The sequence below is a fragment of the Shewanella xiamenensis genome, from assembly GCF_024971755.1.
GTDB lineage: Bacteria > Pseudomonadota > Gammaproteobacteria > Enterobacterales > Shewanellaceae > Shewanella > Shewanella xiamenensis.
In genome coordinates, this window is sequence record NZ_CP079718.1 from 1247298 (window position 1) to 1264055 (window position 16758).

General features: G+C 45.5%; 16 protein-coding genes. 8 read left to right on the forward strand and 8 right to left on the reverse strand.

The genetic code is table 11. The annotated features are described in order from the left end of the window. Nucleotides 1–34: 34 nt before the first annotated feature. From KXJ80_RS06635 to KXJ80_RS06645, 3 genes are read right to left on the reverse strand one after another with little or no spacing between them, the layout of a single operon-like run. Entirely contained in the window at nt 35–991 is a 957-nt protein-coding gene (locus KXJ80_RS06635) for a DUF4097 family beta strand repeat-containing protein (protein WP_099457507.1), read from the reverse strand. Beyond that, nucleotides 988–1566 carry an anti-sigma factor gene (locus tag KXJ80_RS06640; protein ID WP_218738016.1) on the reverse strand — a complete coding sequence of 193 codons (579 nt, stop codon included), beginning with the start codon at nt 1564–1566 and terminating at the stop codon, nt 988–990. The genes KXJ80_RS06635 and KXJ80_RS06640 overlap by 4 nt, the downstream gene beginning before the upstream one ends. Then, entirely contained in the window at nt 1566–2099 is a 534-nt protein-coding gene (locus tag KXJ80_RS06645) for an RNA polymerase sigma factor (RefSeq protein WP_037422238.1), read from the reverse strand. Before KXJ80_RS06645 ends, KXJ80_RS06640 begins: the two co-directional genes overlap by 1 nt. Before the next feature lie 403 nt (nt 2100–2502). Between KXJ80_RS06645 and KXJ80_RS06650 the strand changes: the two genes are divergently transcribed. After that, nucleotides 2503–4365: a methyl-accepting chemotaxis protein gene (locus KXJ80_RS06650; protein WP_055647718.1), complete on the forward strand. Its 1863-nt coding sequence runs from the start codon at nt 2503–2505 to the stop codon at nt 4363–4365. A 175-nt stretch (nt 4366–4540) separates the two neighbouring features. Here the strand turns inward: KXJ80_RS06650 and KXJ80_RS06655 are convergent, their stop codons facing one another. The 3 genes from KXJ80_RS06655 to lolB form a co-directional block, all read right to left on the reverse strand. After that, complete coding sequence (locus tag KXJ80_RS06655; RefSeq protein ID WP_037422243.1) at nt 4541–5488, reverse strand: ribose-phosphate pyrophosphokinase; 948 nt, start codon at nt 5486–5488, stop codon at nt 4541–4543. Between the two features lie 113 nt (nt 5489–5601). Continuing rightward, nucleotides 5602–6456 (reverse strand): 4-(cytidine 5'-diphospho)-2-C-methyl-D-erythritol kinase, encoded by an 855-nt coding sequence (gene ispE / locus KXJ80_RS06660; RefSeq protein ID WP_099457510.1) that lies wholly within the window; start codon nt 6454–6456, stop codon nt 5602–5604. A 1-nt stretch (nt 6457) separates the two neighbouring features. Further along, entirely contained in the window at nt 6458–7102 is a 645-nt protein-coding gene (gene lolB / locus KXJ80_RS06665) for a lipoprotein insertase outer membrane protein LolB (protein ID WP_037427848.1), read from the reverse strand. A gap of 254 nt (nt 7103–7356) precedes the next feature. On the opposite strand from lolB, the gene hemA reads away from it, so the two are divergent. From hemA to prmC, 3 genes are read left to right on the forward strand one after another with little or no spacing between them, the layout of a single operon-like run. Beyond that, a complete protein-coding gene (gene hemA, locus KXJ80_RS06670; RefSeq protein WP_037422253.1) occupies nt 7357–8607 on the forward strand; it encodes a glutamyl-tRNA reductase in 1251 nt (416 codons plus the stop codon). A 14-nt stretch (nt 8608–8621) separates the two neighbouring features. Continuing rightward, on the forward strand, nt 8622–9713 hold the full coding sequence (gene prfA / locus KXJ80_RS06675) for a peptide chain release factor 1 (RefSeq protein ID WP_218738017.1): 1092 nt from the start codon (nt 8622–8624) through the stop codon (nt 9711–9713). Between the two features lie 2 nt (nt 9714–9715). After that, nucleotides 9716–10576: a peptide chain release factor N(5)-glutamine methyltransferase gene (prmC, locus tag KXJ80_RS06680; protein ID WP_218738018.1), complete on the forward strand. Its 861-nt coding sequence runs from the start codon at nt 9716–9718 to the stop codon at nt 10574–10576. A gap of 141 nt (nt 10577–10717) precedes the next feature. Here the strand turns inward: prmC and KXJ80_RS06685 are convergent, their stop codons facing one another. After that, nucleotides 10718–11131 carry a GNAT family N-acetyltransferase gene (locus KXJ80_RS06685; RefSeq protein WP_037422261.1) on the reverse strand — a complete coding sequence of 138 codons (414 nt, stop codon included), beginning with the start codon at nt 11129–11131 and terminating at the stop codon, nt 10718–10720. Between the two features lie 117 nt (nt 11132–11248). Here KXJ80_RS06685 and KXJ80_RS06690 point away from each other — a divergent pair, with 117 nt between their 5' ends. The 4 genes from KXJ80_RS06690 (at nt 11249) to kdsA (ending at nt 14735) form a co-directional block, all read left to right on the forward strand. After that, the gene (locus KXJ80_RS06690; RefSeq protein ID WP_218678354.1) at nt 11249–11644 is read left to right on the forward strand and encodes a SirB2 family protein; all 396 of its coding nucleotides are present in this window, start codon (nt 11249–11251) and stop codon (nt 11642–11644) included. Beyond that, entirely contained in the window at nt 11644–12432 is a 789-nt protein-coding gene (locus KXJ80_RS06695; protein WP_037427842.1) for a transglutaminase family protein, read from the forward strand. The genes KXJ80_RS06690 and KXJ80_RS06695 overlap by 1 nt, the downstream gene beginning before the upstream one ends. 142 nt (nt 12433–12574) lie before the next feature. Continuing rightward, a complete protein-coding gene (locus tag KXJ80_RS06700; RefSeq protein ID WP_218678355.1) occupies nt 12575–13822 on the forward strand; it encodes a DUF819 family protein in 1248 nt (415 codons plus the stop codon). A gap of 64 nt (nt 13823–13886) precedes the next feature. Continuing rightward, complete coding sequence (kdsA, locus tag KXJ80_RS06705) at nt 13887–14735, forward strand: 3-deoxy-8-phosphooctulonate synthase (protein ID WP_037422272.1); 849 nt, start codon at nt 13887–13889, stop codon at nt 14733–14735. A gap of 157 nt (nt 14736–14892) precedes the next feature. On the opposite strand, the gene KXJ80_RS06710 is transcribed toward kdsA, so the two are convergent. Next, on the reverse strand, nt 14893–16662 hold the full coding sequence (locus KXJ80_RS06710; protein ID WP_047539441.1) for a flavocytochrome c: 1770 nt from the start codon (nt 16660–16662) through the stop codon (nt 14893–14895). Nucleotides 16663–16758: the final 96 nt, after the last annotated feature.

Sequence of the window (16758 nt, forward strand, 5' to 3'; positions counted from 1 at the left end):
CATTTTTATTGCTAATTCGTGTTTTCTGATAAGGCTATTGTTTTTTCAGGATCAGATTACCGCTAATAGTGTCCATCTTCACACTGGCGCTACCAGCACCCGTTTGGAAGCTTAAGGATTCATTCGGCACGTATTTTTGTCTTTGTGGCACATCTTGGCTCAAGCCGTTTTTGATTTTGCCGCCTGGGCCGCCATTGAGCTCGAAGCTGGCATCGGGCACATCGGCAAAGCTTAAAGTCATATCGCCACTGACACTTTCAAGATTGGCTTTATTAAAGGCTTTGGCTAGCGACACTTGGGTGTCGCCGCTAACGGTACGTACATTAACTTCTTTAGCGGTTTTAAAGTCGCCATTAATTTCGCCTGAAACCTGCTCGACGTTGACTTTGTCGGCTAAGGTTTGGCTGCTGAGATCGCCACTGACTAAGCGGTATTTAATTTCGCCTTTGCTTTCAGAATCTTTAATCTCGCCAGAAACTGTATCTAACATCACTTTACCTGTTAATCCTTTGGTGGTGATATCGCCTGAGACAGTGTGTAGCGTCGGATTACCCCCCAAATTATCGGCGCTGATATTGCCACTAACGGTATTGAGTTCAAGCTCGCCTTGGGTCTGGCTGATTTGTAGATTAGCTGAAATCGTATCGGCATTGAGCTTAACGGTTTTAGGTACTTTAATGGTGAGCTTTGAGCCATTGTTGTCACTGCCGTTATAGTGGCGTGGCATTTTATCTTCGATATTCAGATTGTTACCTTTCTGCTCAAAGACAAAACCTTCGCTTAGCTCATCCAAAGTGCCGGTCACGCTGACTTCATTTTTATCCCAGCTTTGAATTTGCACGTCGCCCCGTTGGATTTTTATTTGCAGCAGAGTATCGCTGCTAATGGGTAACTGTTTATCCACACTTTCAGCGGCGAACACGCTGCCCATAAGACCAAGGTAAAGTGTTGACACTAATAGACTGGTTTTCGTGAGGGTAAAATGGCTCATATGCTATTTCCTTGTGTTGAGTTTTGAATCGGAAGTTTTTGGCCTTGTTGTAGCAAATCGAGTTCACGTTGTTGCACCCAAAGCCAGAGTTGCCAAAGTTGTTTGTCAGTTGGATTAGCCTGTAATGCTTGATAAATCTGTTCGCCTGCACGACGTAATTCCGCTAAGCCTTGCTCTAACGGGGCGCTAAAGCGGCTCGTTTGCCAAGCGACTACCGTTGGGGTCTGTTCGAGGCTCGTCACCTGGGCTTGATGTGTCTGGGCTATTTGGCTTAGCAGAGCTTGCAGCACTTGTTCATCATCCGCAGCTTGGCTGGCGATTTGTTCTGGGAGCGACGTTTTTACCGGAGCTTGAGTGTAGAACCCGAAGAACACCGCCAGCACTATAGTTGCGGCAATCGCCCATTGCGCGCCTTGTAGTAGCGGCGCTTGGCGACTCGCTGGTTGCGACGCCAATGGCTTATCCATACGTTTTTCGATGCCTTGCCAAAGATCCCGTTCGGGCGTTAATGTTTTGGGAGCATCATCAATCAACTGCTGGAGCTTGGCCTCGCGAGCATTATTAGATAAGGACATTACAGCATCTCCTGTAGTAATTGCTTGGCTCTGTGGTACTGGGTCTTACTGGTTCCCACGGCAATACCAAGTAATTGTGCAATTTCTTCATGTTGATAGCCTTCAATCGCGCAGAGTACAAACACGATACGCGCCCGCTCTGGCAGTTTTAGGATCAACTTGTCTAACCCTTGATAATGTTCATCGGCGCTTGAATGTTCATCGTCACTCTCCATTGGGATAAAACGTGCCCAAAACGACTTTTGCTTACGGATAAAGCTCAGTGCCTGATTCACGCAAATGCTGTGTAACCAAGTGGAGAACTGACTCTCTCCCCTAAATTGCGGCAATTTCTGCCACACCAAAATAAAGCACTCTTGGGTGATTTCTTCTGCCTGCGAGGCTTGGCCAGATAATCGCAGTGATAGGGCATATATCCTTGGATGATGGTGTAAATACAGCTGCTTAAATGCGGCTCTATTACCTTGGCTAGCCAAGGTGATGAGGTCAAATTCTGACATTGCATTGTTGAGTGGGAGTCTCCCTGCCGTCACAGCCTTTTCCTGTCATCTGAGTGAATGTTTATAGATTGGACGCTCTGAAAAGCACAAAAGGTTTGTATCTGATAAAAATAAATTTTTTATCAGTTCATTTAGCATCACTTGTTCGAGTTTTATAGTAAAATTAGTGGCAAAAATTTAGAGTTAAGTTTATGAACTTACAGGTTTTATACCAGTTGGTATTCTGAATGATAACTCTATGAAAGTAAAATCACAGATTATACTTGCATAGTTGCCACTATACTTGGCTGTCAATGTAAATCGAAAAATGGAGAAAGTTCCGAAGCGGATAAAACAATAAATGAAAGATGAACTTTTTATGTCAAGGCTATATTTACTGTAAAAGACGTGACTCCCAACTATCTTTTTAAGAGATGTTATTTATTAGGGGCTTTTTATGTTAATCCGCTCGAAATTGTTACTCAGTGCTGCCGTATCTGTAACGGCCGTGATAGCCATGTTTGGATTGCAGCTTTATACAAATTCAGTTGAGTCGGAACTCTCCCACGCGGCGCAAAACGTGCTCGAACTTGAGCGTGACGTGTTGTTACTGCGTAAAAATGAAAAGGACTTTTTTGGCCGTAAAGATATTCAATATGTTGAAAAACATAAACAAGTTCATGCCTCAATTGATGACATGATTCCTAAGCTTGAAAAAATCTTTAAAAAATACGATGTACCTATTACTTCCCTCGAAAGTTTTGACCGCAATTTAAATCAATATCAACAGGCCTTTAATGAGGTTGTTCAACTGCAACAAGAAATTGGCTTAACACCCAAAACAGGTCTCTATGGCACCTTAAGAACTGCGGTGCATAATGTGGAATCCATGCTGAAGGAATACGATCAACTTTCTTTGCAAGTTGCCATGTTGCAGCTTAGACGCAATGAAAAAGATTTTATGTTGCGCCGCGAAATGAGCTATGTCGAGACCTTCGATGCCAATATTGCTTTGTTTAATAGCAGCTTAAGGGCATCAAGTTTAGATATTGATGCGCAAAATAAAATTGTTGCATTGATCGAACAATATCAAAAAGACTTTAAAAGCCTCGTTAGTAAAGAGCAGCAACTGGGTTTAGATGAAAAACAGGGCACGATGGCACAGTTAATCGCCGCGAATAAATTAACAGAATCTAGCGCCGATGAGCTGCATAAACTTGCTCTTAAATCTATCGAAGATACAGAAAAGAGCAGCAGGAATATTGGAATCGCTGTCTTTCTGATGATTGCATTAATCCTCGGCATAATTACTTACCTAATAATCCGTAGCATTATTAACCCCGTTGCGCGCATTACACAGGTCATTTCACGCATCGAAGTGAGTAAAAACTTAACCCTAAGATGCGATGCATCAACGCAAGATGAGTTAGGCGAAATTGCACAGCATTTCAATAGCATGGTGGGCAGTTTCCAGCAGCTTATCGAGCAGGTTATTGACTCTGTCTCTACTATTAACACCTCAAGTAAGAGTGTCTCAGAGAATGCCATGCTTGCTTCTGAAGGTGTTGCGCAGCAACTTAACGAAACCGATATGGTGGCTACCGCGATTACCGAAATGGGCGCCACCATTGATGAAATCGCTAAAACGACCGAGCTTGCGGCACTCAAAGCGGGTAAAACCCATGATAACGCTCAGTTGGGGCAAACTGAGGTAGAGCAGACGATTCTTAAAATTAGACAGTTATCTGAGCAAATTAATACGAGTGCTTCAGTGGTGGACGAGCTTGAGCGCGATAGCGAAACCATTGGCAGTGTGCTTGATGTGATCCGCGGCATTGCTGAGCAAACCAACTTACTCGCACTCAATGCGGCGATTGAAGCGGCGCGTGCTGGAGAGCAGGGGCGTGGATTTGCTGTTGTGGCTGATGAGGTGCGTAGTCTAGCGATGCGAACTCAGACATCGACACAGGAGATTGCTAATATTATTCAAACCTTGCAAAGTCGAACCCGTTCTATTGTGCAATTAATGGATGCGAGCCAAAAACAAGGTGCAGAGAGTGCTGAGCAGGCCGCAGCAGCGGGAGAATTACTAAAGCTTATCAATAATGACGTTCGAAACATTATGGATATGAGTACGCAGATTGCTGCTGCAATTGAAGAGCAAAGTATGGTGGCTGCTGAAGTGAATAAGAATGTTGTGGTCATCCGCGATATCGCGGAGCAATCTTCCCATGCCGCCGATGCTAATGCTTCGGCATCGGACGAGTTAAGAACCCGAGCCGAGTATTTGGTGAGTGCTGTGAGCCATTTTAAGATCTAAACGATTATGCTTGAGACGCACCTTGGGGGGCGTTTCTATAGCATTTTGAGGCGCGGTTTGTGGATGGATAAGGCAGAAGTCGATTCAATCCTAAAATGTAAACTAAGACCAAAGCTAAAACGCGCAAACAAAAAACGCACCTTGAGGTGCGTTTTTTTATGCAAGTGCCGTAAGATTAGTGGCTGAACATTGCAGAGATAGACTCTTCGTTGCTTACACGGCGAATGGCTTCCGCCAATACGGCCGACATCGTCAGTTGAGTCACTTTCGCCACTTTCAGCATTTCAGGGCTTAAAGGTACGGTATCTGTGACGATCACTTCATCGATCACTGAGTTGGTGATATTTTCAGCCGCTTTACCAGAGAACACTGGGTGAGTTGCGTAAGCAAATACGCGGTTTGCACCATGTTCTTTCAAGGCTTCAGCTGCTTTACACAGAGTGCCGCCTGTGTCGATCATATCGTCAACGATAATGCAGTCACGGCCTTGAACATCGCCGATAATGTGCATGACTTGTGCAACGTTTGCCTGTGGACGACGTTTATCGATAATGGCCAAATCAGAATCATCTAACAGTTTTGCCACTGCGCGAGCACGAACCACGCCACCGATGTCAGGAGAGACAACCACAGGGTTATCTAACTTCTTCGCAACCATGTCTTCTAATAGCACTGGGCTACCAAATACGTTATCAACAGGAACGTCGAAGAAGCCTTGGATCTGCTCAGCGTGTAAATCACAGGTTAAAACGCGGTCAACACCGACGCTAGACAGGAAGTCAGCAACCACTTTTGCCGTAATAGGTACACGTGCGCTGCGGACGCGACGGTCTTGACGAGCATAACCAAAGTAAGGAATAACAGCAGTGATACGACCAGCAGATGCACGGCGTAGCGCATCAACCATCACGATCAGTTCCATGAGGTTATCGTTAGTCGGCGCGCAGGTGGATTGGATGATAAACACATCGGCACCACGTACATTTTCGTTGATTTGGACACTGATTTCACCATCGCTGAAACGACCAACCACTGCGTCTCCGAGTTTACAAAATAGACGATCGGCTATCTTCTTAGCGAGACTGGGGGTGGCATTCCCAGCAAAGAGCTTGATGTCGGGCACTGTATGAACCTCAGGCGTTTGCTTTATATTTTAGTGGCTAGAGCAACGACGATGCGGGGACGGGAGCGGACCCGTGGGCTATCGTGAAAAAAGTTGCTCTAGAAGAAAGTAGTTTATGGACGATTGAGTCGCACTATGAGCGGCGAAATATTCATCCCTTTTGCAACAAATCCTTGCATATCAGACGGTAATTTCGCCAAGGCTGCGAGAGCTTGCTGCTGCGACGAAAACTCCCCAAACACGCATGCGCCCGTTCCGGTCATTCTCGACGGCGCATATTCTAGCAGCCAGCCTAAGGCCTTGGCAACTTGAGGGTATTTAGATACGACCAGTTCTTGGCAATCATTTCTCCAAGATTGGCTCAGTAAAGTGTCAATGCCAAGCTTAGGCGTATTACGCGGCAGCTGCGGATCTTGGAATACCGCTGCGGTGGAAACATGGGCGTCAGGGGCAATGATTAAATACCATAATTCAGCGGGATTAACAGTCTGTAAACACTCTCCAACTCCCTCGGCAAATGCAGCGAAACCATGAATAAAAACAGGGATATCGGCACCGAGTTTTAATCCAATTGCCGCTAATTCATCATGAGACAATTGGGTATTCCATAACTGATTCAAGGCGACAAGTGTGGTGGCTGCATCCGAGGAGCCACCGCCTAAACCGCCGCCCATGGGTAGACGTTTATCGAGCCAGATTTCAGCACCGCCACGATAACCTGTAGATTGTTGCAGTGATTTTGCGGCTCGCAGAATTAAGTTATCGCTATCCGCGACAACGTTTGACATGTTCGAGTGCAAAATCAGTTCAGGTGTGTCAGTCACTCGAAAGTCGAGTTGATCGCAACAGTCAACAAATTGAAATAGGGTTTGCAACTCATGGTAACCGTCACTACGACGTCCGTTGATATGCAAAAACAGATTGAGTTTGGCGGGAGCTGGCCAATTGCGTGAAATCTCTTGGGACATGCTAAGGTTTTTCTCCGAGCAGTATTGAGGGTTTACCTAAGGCTTGCCATTGATTGAGCTGAAGCTTGAGCTGTAAATCACCGCGTTCGAGCGTTAATTGGTAAGGCACCTTAGCGCCACTTTGGGATTGCCAGCTTAAAAATGTGACTAACCAAGGTGGTGGCGTTTGCACATTTTGCAGTTGCTTAGTTTGACCTGTACTATCAACGGCGATAACGCGATCTAAACTGCCAGTTTGTCCTGTGATCCACAGGGGTAAATCATTAATCGGGATGGACCAGCCACTGACGCGCTCAAGCAAGGCTTGGGCGTTATTATCACGAAAATCTTTGCCATCAATATGTAGGTGAGCCGAGTGAGGCGTCGCCTCCAAAGTCAATACTGTAGTACCTAACATCGTCGTGAGCGTGAGCTCGTCGCGTTCCTCGCTGTGGCGCCAATAGAGATTGGCACTGAGCTTATCTTCAGGTGTGCGGATAGCGAGTTTACCCTGTAGCTCCCACGCTTTAGCTTGGGCTGCATTATCGACCGTAATAGGGCTGAGATCGGTCATAGGCGGCAGTGTTTCACAGCCGCCTAAAAACAATAGTCCGCTCAAGGCGATACAAGAGAAAATGGATTTTGTGAAGCGCTTCAAATTATTCATCTATAACTGATATACCAAAGTCCTTATGATACGAGGGCTTGGAAAGAATACCAATGCCATTTGTAAAATTTCCATTGGCAGTCACTTGGGATAACTTCAGTCGTGCTAATCGGTAATTGTCTATCATTGATAGAAAATTTAGGTAAGAAGTTAGACCTTTATTCGGTTTTGTTAAGCGTATTCTGTTTTTAGTTGGGCCAATTCAGTAGAATGCCCTTATTAAGATAGACGCCAAGAATCTAGAAAAGAGTCAGATGAGCCTTGTAGCAATCGGTATTAACCATAAAACAGCCACGGTAGACCTGCGTGAGAAAGTCGCCTTCTCTCCAGACACAATTCATGATGCCATGAAGAGTCTGGCCAGTCGTACGCGCTCCGGTGAAGCCGTTATCGTCTCGACCTGTAATCGCACTGAGTTGTATTGTAACAATGGCGATGAGGCCGATATCATTGAATGGCTTGAAGAATTTCATGGCCTAGAGCATAAAGATGTCGCGCCCTGCCTCTACAATTATCACGGACAAGAGGCGGTGAGGCATTTGATGCGCGTTGCCTCGGGTCTTGACTCGTTGATCCTGGGTGAGCCGCAGATTCTTGGTCAAGTTAAACAAGCCTTTGTCAAAGCCAAAGAAGCCGGTACTGTCGCCTTAACTATTGACCGCTTGTTCCAAAATACTTTCTCTGTTGCTAAAAAAGTGCGTACCGAAACCGAAATCGGTGCCGCTGCTGTATCGGTCGCTTTTGCGGCCGTGAGCATGGCAAAGCATATCTTCTCTTCGCTGTCGACCACTAAGGTACTGTTAATCGGTGCGGGTGAAACGATAGAGCTAGTAGCTAAGCATCTTAAAGATAACGGTGTTGCTTCAATGGTAGTGGCAAACCGTACTTTAGAGCGCGCTCAAAGCATGTGTGAAGAGTTCAATGCCACGGCAATTACGCTGGCACAGATACCAGATTTTCTCCCTAAAGCCGATATCGTGATATCCTCTACCGCCAGCCCGCTACCAATCCTTGGTAAAGGCATGGTAGAAAAAGCGCTAAAGCAGCGTCGCCATCAACCTATGTTATTGGTTGATATAGCAGTTCCCCGGGATATTGAGCCGGAAGTCGCCGATTTGGACGATGCGTTTCTGTATACAGTGGACGACCTGCATAGCATTATTGAACAGAATAAGGCTTCCCGTAAGGAGGCCGCCGAGCAAGCTGAATTAATTACTGAAGAACAATCTCACCTCTTTATGGAGTGGGTGCGTTCTTTAGAGTCGGTCGATAGTATTCGCGAGTATCGCAGCCAGAGCATGGCGATAAAGGATGAGTTAGTGGAACGCGCCCTGAATAAATTAGCGCAGGGGGGCGACACTGAGCAGGTATTGATTGAACTAGCCAATCGCCTGACCAATAGACTCATTCACGCACCCACCCAAGCCCTCACGGTGGCGAGCCGTCAGGGGGATTTGAATACATTAGGTCAGTTAAGAACAGCGCTCGGATTAGATAAAAACTAAGGTTAGCGAGTTAAATGAAGGAATCCGTTATCCGCAAGCTGGAAGGCTTGCTCGAGCGCAACGAAGAAGTCTTAGCTTTGCTTGGTGATGCGTCTGTCATTGCCGATCAGGATCGTTTTCGTGCGTTATCCAAAGAATATTCTCAGTTAGAAGAAGTAGTTGCAGGCTTTAAAGCCTACCAGCAGGCACTGGCGGATCTCGAGTCTGCTAAGGAAATGCTGGAAGAAGATGACGCTGAAATGCGTGAAATGGCGCAGGAAGAAATCAAGGCTGCTAAAGCTGAACTTGAACGTCTCGAAGCCGAACTGCAAATTCTGTTACTACCAAAAGATCCTAACGACGACACTAACGCCTTTATCGAAATTCGTGCCGGTGCGGGTGGCGACGAAGCGGCGATCTTCGCGGGCGACTTATTCCGTATGTATAGCCGTTATGCTGAAGCCAACCGTTGGCAGCTCGAGATCATGAGCTCGAACGAAGGCGAGCATGGCGGTTTTAAAGAAATCATCGTTAAAGTCAGTGGTGAAGGCGCCTACGGTAAACTCAAATTTGAATCCGGTGGTCACCGCGTTCAACGTGTACCTGAAACCGAGTCCCAAGGCCGAGTTCACACTTCCGCAGTAACTGTGGTAGTAATGCATGAAGTGCCTGAAGCTGAGGCGATTTCCATCAATCCTGCCGATCTTAAGGTTGATACCTTCCGCTCATCGGGCGCCGGTGGTCAGCACGTTAACAAAACCGATTCTGCCATTCGTATTACCCATATTCCAACTGGGATTGTGGTGGAATGTCAGGATCAACGCTCGCAACATAAAAACCGCGCACAAGCAATGAGCGTGTTAGCGGCGCGTATCCAAGCCGTAGAAGATGAAAAACGCCGCAGCGCTGAAGAGTCAACTCGTCGTAGTCTGGTCGCCAGTGGTGACCGTTCTGAGCGGATTCGTACCTATAACTTCCCGCAGGGCCGCGTGAGTGAACACCGTATTAACTTAACCCTATATCGCTTAAACGAAGTGATGGAGGGTGACTTGGATGCGATTTTAGGACCGCTGATGCAAGAACATCAGGCAGATTTATTAGCCGCACTCGCTGACGAGCAGGGGTAATTTTGGCTGATCAATCCTGTATCGCCGAGGCCCTGCAATGGGCCTATGTACAGCTAGCTTCAACCTCTGAATCCGCCCATTTGGATGCAGAGGTTTTATTATTGTATTGCCTCACTAAGAATCGTGCTTATCTGTACACTTGGCCTGAAAAAGCCTTGAGCGTAGAACAGTGGAAACGCTTCCAGCAAATGGTGCAACGGCGTCAGCAAGGCGTACCTGTGGCTCACATTGTTGGCGAGCGTGAGTTTTGGTCACTGCCCTTTATTGTGAATGACACGACCTTGATCCCTCGTCCTGATACTGAGATCCTCGTCGAATCCGCCCTCAACCTACCCCTTGAAAGCCATGCAAAAGTGCTCGATCTGGGAACGGGAACCGGCGCGATTGCACTGGCTTTGGCTTCTGAACGCGCCGAGTGGCAAATTACCGCGGTGGATAAAGTGGAAGATGCGGTCGCGCTGGCAAAGGCGAATCGCACTAATCTGAAACTTGAACAGGTTGAGATACTACAAAGCGATTGGTTTAGCGCTATCACTTCCCGTGACTTTGATTTAATTGTTTCCAATCCGCCCTATATCGATGAGGCTGACGAGCATTTACATCAAGGTGATGTGCGTTTTGAGCCACAAAGTGCGCTTACTGCCGCCGATGAAGGGTTTGCTGATCTTTACTACATTGCAAAAACTGCTCGAGATTATTTAAAGCCGAATGGTTATATATTGCTTGAGCATGGTTTTGAACAAGCAGTAAAACTCAGGGCAAAACTCACAGAGCTAGGTTACCAAAATGTCGCTACCGTGCGGGATTTTGGCAGCAACGATAGATGCACTATGGGTAAGTGGATGGGATTGATTGGAATTTAATATTTGCTCCAATCTAGCTGAGTGCCAAAAAACGCCATTGATTACCCGTCAATGGCGTTGTTGTCTATGTATCTGTTGAGATTATTAGTCTTTATAAGATCATGACAAGACGTCTTAAAATCACATTTTATCTTTAAGAAGCTACAGCACCTTGACCATAAAGAATTTACTGCCGGTTTCGGGATAGGCTTGCTGTACCCACTGCACACGATATCCGTGGCGCTCATAGAAAGGTTTTGCTTGAAAATCTAAGGTATCGAGCAGAACAAATTGGCAGCCGCGTTGTTTGGCTTTGCTTTCTGCCTCGAGTAATAAGCGTGAGCCGATGTTTTGCTGGCGTAATGCTTCATCCACCCACAGATAGTCGATTAAGAACCAATTGCCGAAGGTCTTGCCGCTTAAGCCCGCAAGTAAGGTGCCTTGCTCATCCTGCAACTTTAAGCCTAGGTTTTGGCGTTGCAGCGTTTGCCAGTGCTGCTGATTAAATTCGACGATTTTTTGCTTTACCGTGTCGGCAAACTCGGTGGACTCATCGTCAATTATCATTAAATTCATCATGGTTTCCTGCAAAGTGCGCGACGGGGCCCGTCTGTGAATCTCGAGTGTTAGGCATTGGTCTGGCGTTATGATTAGGGTAAACTAGCGCCTTTGTCACTGGCCATAAGTATCACAATGGAAACTTTTTACAGTCTTTATCCTGCTGTTAAGCACCTGCACTTAACCTTAATTGCCGTGAGTGTGCTGTTTTTTGTCGTTCGTTTTGTGTTGCATTTACGTCAGTCAGCACTGATGGGCAAGAAGGTCTTTAAAGTCGCTCCCCATGTGATTGACACTTTCTTGCTACTTTCTGGTTTAACTTTGTGCTTTATGATCAAGCAATATCCCTTTGTGGATCCTTGGTTGACCGAAAAGATTGGCGCTGTCGTTGCTTATATTGCCTTGGGTGTAATTGCAATAAAAGCCAACAGAAACAAAATTTTCAAAGTTTTCGCCTTTCTCGGCGCTATAGGTTGGTTGGTTTACGCGGCTAAATTGGCGCATTTTAAACAAGCGGTATTATTGGGTTAATGGGTAAATACACTCTGCAAGATGGCATTTCTTTGCCCGAGTCGGCATTGGATGTAGGTGCTCACCTTGGCTTTTCAAACCTCGAAGCGGCGAAATGGGCTTGGTTTGAATTGGCTGGAGCCGTATTAAGTCATTATCTGGTAGATCAACAGCAACGCTTAAAGGCTTTGTTTCGTTGGTTTTATCAGGATTTAGGGTTCTGTGTTCGCGACAACTACTTCAGCACCGAAGCGGCGGACTTGGGCACTTGTCTTATCACTAAACAGGGTAATAGCACCACGCTGGCAACGGTATTGATGCTACTGGCCAAGCAGCTCGATTTAGAGCTCGAGGCCCTGCTATTACCGGGTAATACTGTGCTTCGCAGTAACGTTGGTGGCGTTGTTCGTTATCACGATCCGCTGACGGGCAAAGAGCTGACGAAACACCAGCTGCATGTGTTAGTGCGCGGTGAGTTGGGTAATGCGGCTGAACTTAAGCCAAGTTACTTAAAGGCGGCGTCGGTAAAGAAGCTGATTTCGCGCATGCTGCATGAGCTTAAGGCGGGTTGTATCGTTTCCCATCAATTTGAGGCGGCGATGGAGTGTTGTAACTTGTTGCTTCAGTGGCATCCCGATGATGTGCATTTGAACCGCGAGCGCGCTTTTATTGCGCAGCAACTTGGATGCATTAATGTTGCTGCGGCCGATCTACAACATTTTGTCGATAACAGCCCACACGATCCTGTTATCGAAATCGTTAAGATGCAGCTCAAAGAACTCAGTGAACACGCTGAAATCTATCATTAAATCTTAAAGGAGAGCCTTACAGGCTCTTCTTGTTTTTCTAAAACAATAACAAACCGGGCGAATGGGAAGTTTGCCTACTAACTGCAAACGGCAGTTTTTAGCATAAATACAATAACAACTGTACCAAACAGGGAGAATACACATGGCAAGTACGGCATTAGTTACCAATGACGCGGTAGCGCTGGGGATTTTAGCGACGATTCTGGGATTTGTGTTTTATACCAGTACGAGCAGTCATCCATTTTGGCAAAAGTTTTACCGTTTCATCCCAGCGTTATTACTTTGCTATTTCTTGCCTTCATTGCTAAACACCTTTGGGGTGATTGATGGCCATACATCACAGCTTTATCCTGTAGCTTCTCGCTATTTATTACCCGCCTGTTTGGTGTTGTTGATTTTAAGTGTGGATTTAAAAGCCATCTTAGGACTTGGGCCCAAGGCGGTGATCATGTTTTTAACGGGAACCATCGGTATTGTCATCGGCGGCCCGATTGCTTTACTCCTGGTGTCATTGATCGAGCCATCGCTGATTGGTGTTGATGGCCCTGATGCGGTGTGGCGCGGTATGACGACCCTTGCGGGTAGCTGGATTGGCGGCGGTGCTAACCAAGCGGCGATGAAAGAAATTTATGAAGTCGGTGGCAATATCTTCTCCGTGATGGTGACAGTTGATGTAATTGTGGCCAATATTTGGATGGCGGTATTGTTGTTTATGGCGTCAAAGGCCAAGGAAATCGATGCTAAAACCGGTGCGGATACGACGGCGATTGAAACTTTAAAGAACAAAGTTGAACAGTATCACGCTGAAAATGCGCGCATTCCAAGCCTACGTGATCTTATGCTAATCGTGGCAGTTGGTTTTGGTATTACGGGCGTAGCCCATATTGCTGCCGATTTCCTCGGCCCGTATTTTGAGGCCAATTATCCTTGGACCGAGGACTACAGTTTTACCTCGAAGTTCTTCTGGTTAGTGGTGGTTGTGACCACCATAGGTTTAGCAATGTCTTTTAGTCCTTTGCGCCATTTGGAGGCAGCGGGGGCATCTAAGGTTGCATCGGCTTTCCTGTATATTCTAGTGGCGACCATTGGTTTGCATATGGATGTAAGCAAAGTCCTTGATACACCATTATATTTTTTAGTGGGTATTATTTGGATGATTGTACACGCTAGCTTTATGTTATTGATTGCTAAGCTAATTAAAGCGCCATTATTTTATATGGCGGTAGGTAGTCAGGCTAACGTGGGCGGCGCTGCATCAGCGCCCGTTGTGGCTGCTGCGTTTCACCCTGCATTAGCTCCCGTCGGGGTGCTGTTGGCCGTATTTGGTTATGTGTTAGGAACGTATATGGCTTGGATTTGTGGCCAAATTTTACAGCTAGTTGCGGTATAGTCGCTCTAGTGCCAATATTCAGTTTTCCGCTGGACAGAGTCTAGTATTTGAGAGAGATGTTGCGATGAGTAATAAAATCATAAAGTTAGGTTCAATAGAAATTGCAAACGATAAACCTTTTGTGCTATTCGGTGGCATGAATGTGCTTGAGTCTCGCGATCTCGCGATGTCGATTGCTGAAACCTATGCCGAAGTGACTCAAAAACTAGGGATCCCCTATGTTTTCAAGGCATCGTTCGATAAGGCTAATCGCTCTTCTGTCAACTCTTACCGTGGTCCAGGCATGGAAGAAGGCTTAAAGATTTTTGAAGAAATCAAAAAGACCTTCAATCTGCCACTCATTACCGATGTGCATGAGCCTTACCAATGTGCACCTGTAGCTGAAGTGGTTGATATTATTCAATTACCAGCTTTCTTAGCGCGCCAAACAGACCTTGTTGTCGCGATGGCGAAAACGGGCGCTATCATCAACGTGAAAAAGCCGCAGTTTTTAGCCCCCCACGAAATGCGCCATATCATCACTAAGTTTAATGAAGCGGGTAATGATGAAATTATCCTGTGTGAACGTGGTTCATGCTTCGGTTACAACAACCTAGTAGTAGATATGCTGGGTATGGATGAAATGAAGCAATCGGGTTATCCGGTGATTTTCGATGCCACCCACGCATTGCAACGCCCAGGTGGCCGTGCTGATTCAGCGGGCGGCCGTCGTGCTCAGGCGACTGAATTAGCCCGTAGTGGCATGGCATTAGGCTTAGCAGGTCTGTTTATCGAAGCTCACCCAGATCCAGATAACGCTAAGTGTGATGGTCCATGTGCGTTACCTTTGCACCAGTTAGAAAATTATCTGAAGCAGATGAAAGCGATGGATGATTTAGTCAAATCCTTCGAGCCAATTGATACCAGCAAGTAAAAAAAGAGAGGTTAAATTAACCTCTCAAAAATAGCTGGGGAGCTTTTGAAGTCTGGCAATAAATTGATTGCCAATAATCATGATGAATAAAGCTTGCGATGAGATGTGACGAGAGGCGATTCCCACGCCTCTCTGAACTAGTACATCTGAGCTTGAGTTACTTAGTTTCTAACGCATGTTTTGCCGCATTAGTGCCTGCAATTTTTCCAAAAATCACAGTGTCTGCAACGGCATTGCCACCTAAGCGATTATACCCATGTACACCACCTGTGACTTCGCCAGCAGCAAACAAGCCGACTAACGGTTTACTTTGAATATCGAGCACTTCAGCTTTGGTATCAATGGCGACACCACCCATAGTATGGTGGATACCAGGAGCCACTTTTACGGCATAAAAAGGCGCCTTTTCTAGTGGCAATGGCATTTGTTCGCGAGCAAACTCTTCATCCTTACCTTGTTTAAAATAACGATTGTAGTTTGAAACCGTTTTTTCTAATGAGCTTTCTTTCATGCCTGTAATTTTAGCAAGTTCAGAAACTGTATTTGCTTTTTCAAGCATATCTAAATGGTCATATCCCTGAACCATTTTAGCTTTTTTATAAAGCTCATTATCAAAGACTAACCAAGCATATTGTTCAGGCTGTTTAAGAATGGCATCTGATGCTTTATCGCGAGTCGTTAATTCACTGACAAAACGATTACCATCTTTATTAACCATAATTGCACCTACCCCTCGAACAGTTTCGGAGATTAAAATGCGGCTATCTTTTCCCACAGTTGGATGAGCTTGTACCCAATCAATATCGGTCATACTCGCTCCGATTGCTTTGGCAAGCTCAATACCATCACCAGTGGAAGTAATGTTATTAGAACTAGTCATCCCTTTAAACGTTGGACGATAAAATGCGACCATTTCCTTATTAAAACCATATCCACCGGTTGCTAGAACAACTGATTTAGCAGCAATCATATAGTGGCCAGAATGTTTTCCATGGACGACTACGCCGACAATTTTTTGGTCTTCATCAATCACAAGTTTGACAACTTTAGAATTAAGCCGAGTATCGACCCCTTCTTTTACTGAAGCTTTTCTCAATACATCAATGATATGTGGACCAACGCTTAAACCTCCTGTGGGTCTATGGGTGCGGTCAACTCTTGCGCCACCTGAGCGTTTTAAGTCATCCATGTTTGCACCTAAAGATTCTAACCATTTAATACCATCAGCAGATTGCTCAGCTAATATTTGCACTAACTTTGGATCATTGGCATAGCGACCACCTTTCATTGTGTCTTCAACAAACCATTCAATTTTATCATCCACTTTATGTTCTTTTTGCTGAGCAGTTCCTACTGCATTGTAACCGCCAGCTGCAAGCATAGAGTTACCACCACTAAATGGGCCTTTTTCGAGTAATACTACTTGCGCTCCTGCTTTTTTCGCTGCGATAGCAGCATTAAACCCTGCGCTTCCCGCTCCGACAACAATGACATCCGTCGTTTCTTTTGGACCAGCTGCAATCGCCTTGCTGATTGCATCATTGTCCCAACCTTTATCCCATGGTTCTTTAGATTGTGCACTATTAAAAGGCATCTCAAGCCCTTTAAATGAGTGGCACTCATTACAGTATAATTTGGGTTTTTCATGACCTTTATGGCAGCTTGTACAGTTAATATCACCTAAATGTGATGCGTGAGGATCTAGCTTTAGTTTAGGATTAGCCAAAGCACTGTATTCACCATGACATGATTTACATTGCTGATTTTCATAAGTTTCACTGTCAGATACTTTGCCAGGTTGAGTGTGGCAGCTCTTGCATCCTCCCATTTCTTTATGAAAAGAGGCCAGATCATTTTTGTCATTTGCAGCCCAAGATGCTGTAGAAAAGATTGAGCACAAGACAAAACTTAAAAGTGTTAACTTCATATAATTCTCCAATTATAGTTTTATTGAGGTAATCATCACTTATGATATTTTTTTATTAATTGTTAAATGGTGATGTTGCGCAATAAATTATTGTGG

Excerpts from the sequence above, each read along its gene's own strand:
- KXJ80_RS06650 (WP_055647718.1), top strand. The coding sequence starts at position 2,503 with ATGTTAATCCGCTCGAAATTGTTACTCAGTGCTGCCGTATCTGTAACG.
- kdsA (WP_037422272.1), top strand. The coding sequence starts at position 13,887 with ATGAGTAATAAAATCATAAAGTTAGGTTCAATAGAAATTGCAAACGAT.
- KXJ80_RS06640 (WP_218738016.1), bottom strand. The coding sequence starts at position 1,566 with ATGTCCTTATCTAATAATGCTCGCGAGGCCAAGCTCCAGCAGTTGATT.
- KXJ80_RS06695 (WP_037427842.1), top strand. The coding sequence starts at position 11,644 with ATGGGTAAATACACTCTGCAAGATGGCATTTCTTTGCCCGAGTCGGCA.
- ispE (WP_099457510.1), bottom strand. The coding sequence starts at position 6,456 with ATGTCCCAAGAGATTTCACGCAATTGGCCAGCTCCCGCCAAACTCAAT.
- KXJ80_RS06635 (WP_099457507.1), bottom strand. The coding sequence starts at position 991 with ATGAGCCATTTTACCCTCACGAAAACCAGTCTATTAGTGTCAACACTT.
- KXJ80_RS06700 (WP_218678355.1), top strand. The coding sequence starts at position 12,575 with ATGGCAAGTACGGCATTAGTTACCAATGACGCGGTAGCGCTGGGGATT.
- hemA (WP_037422253.1), top strand. The coding sequence starts at position 7,357 with ATGAGCCTTGTAGCAATCGGTATTAACCATAAAACAGCCACGGTAGAC.
- prfA (WP_218738017.1), top strand. The coding sequence starts at position 8,622 with ATGAAGGAATCCGTTATCCGCAAGCTGGAAGGCTTGCTCGAGCGCAAC.
- KXJ80_RS06710 (WP_047539441.1), bottom strand. The coding sequence starts at position 16,662 with ATGAAGTTAACACTTTTAAGTTTTGTCTTGTGCTCAATCTTTTCTACA.
- KXJ80_RS06685 (WP_037422261.1), bottom strand. The coding sequence starts at position 11,131 with ATGAATTTAATGATAATTGACGATGAGTCCACCGAGTTTGCCGACACG.
- lolB (WP_037427848.1), bottom strand. The coding sequence starts at position 7,102 with ATGAATAATTTGAAGCGCTTCACAAAATCCATTTTCTCTTGTATCGCC.
- KXJ80_RS06690 (WP_218678354.1), top strand. The coding sequence starts at position 11,249 with ATGGAAACTTTTTACAGTCTTTATCCTGCTGTTAAGCACCTGCACTTA.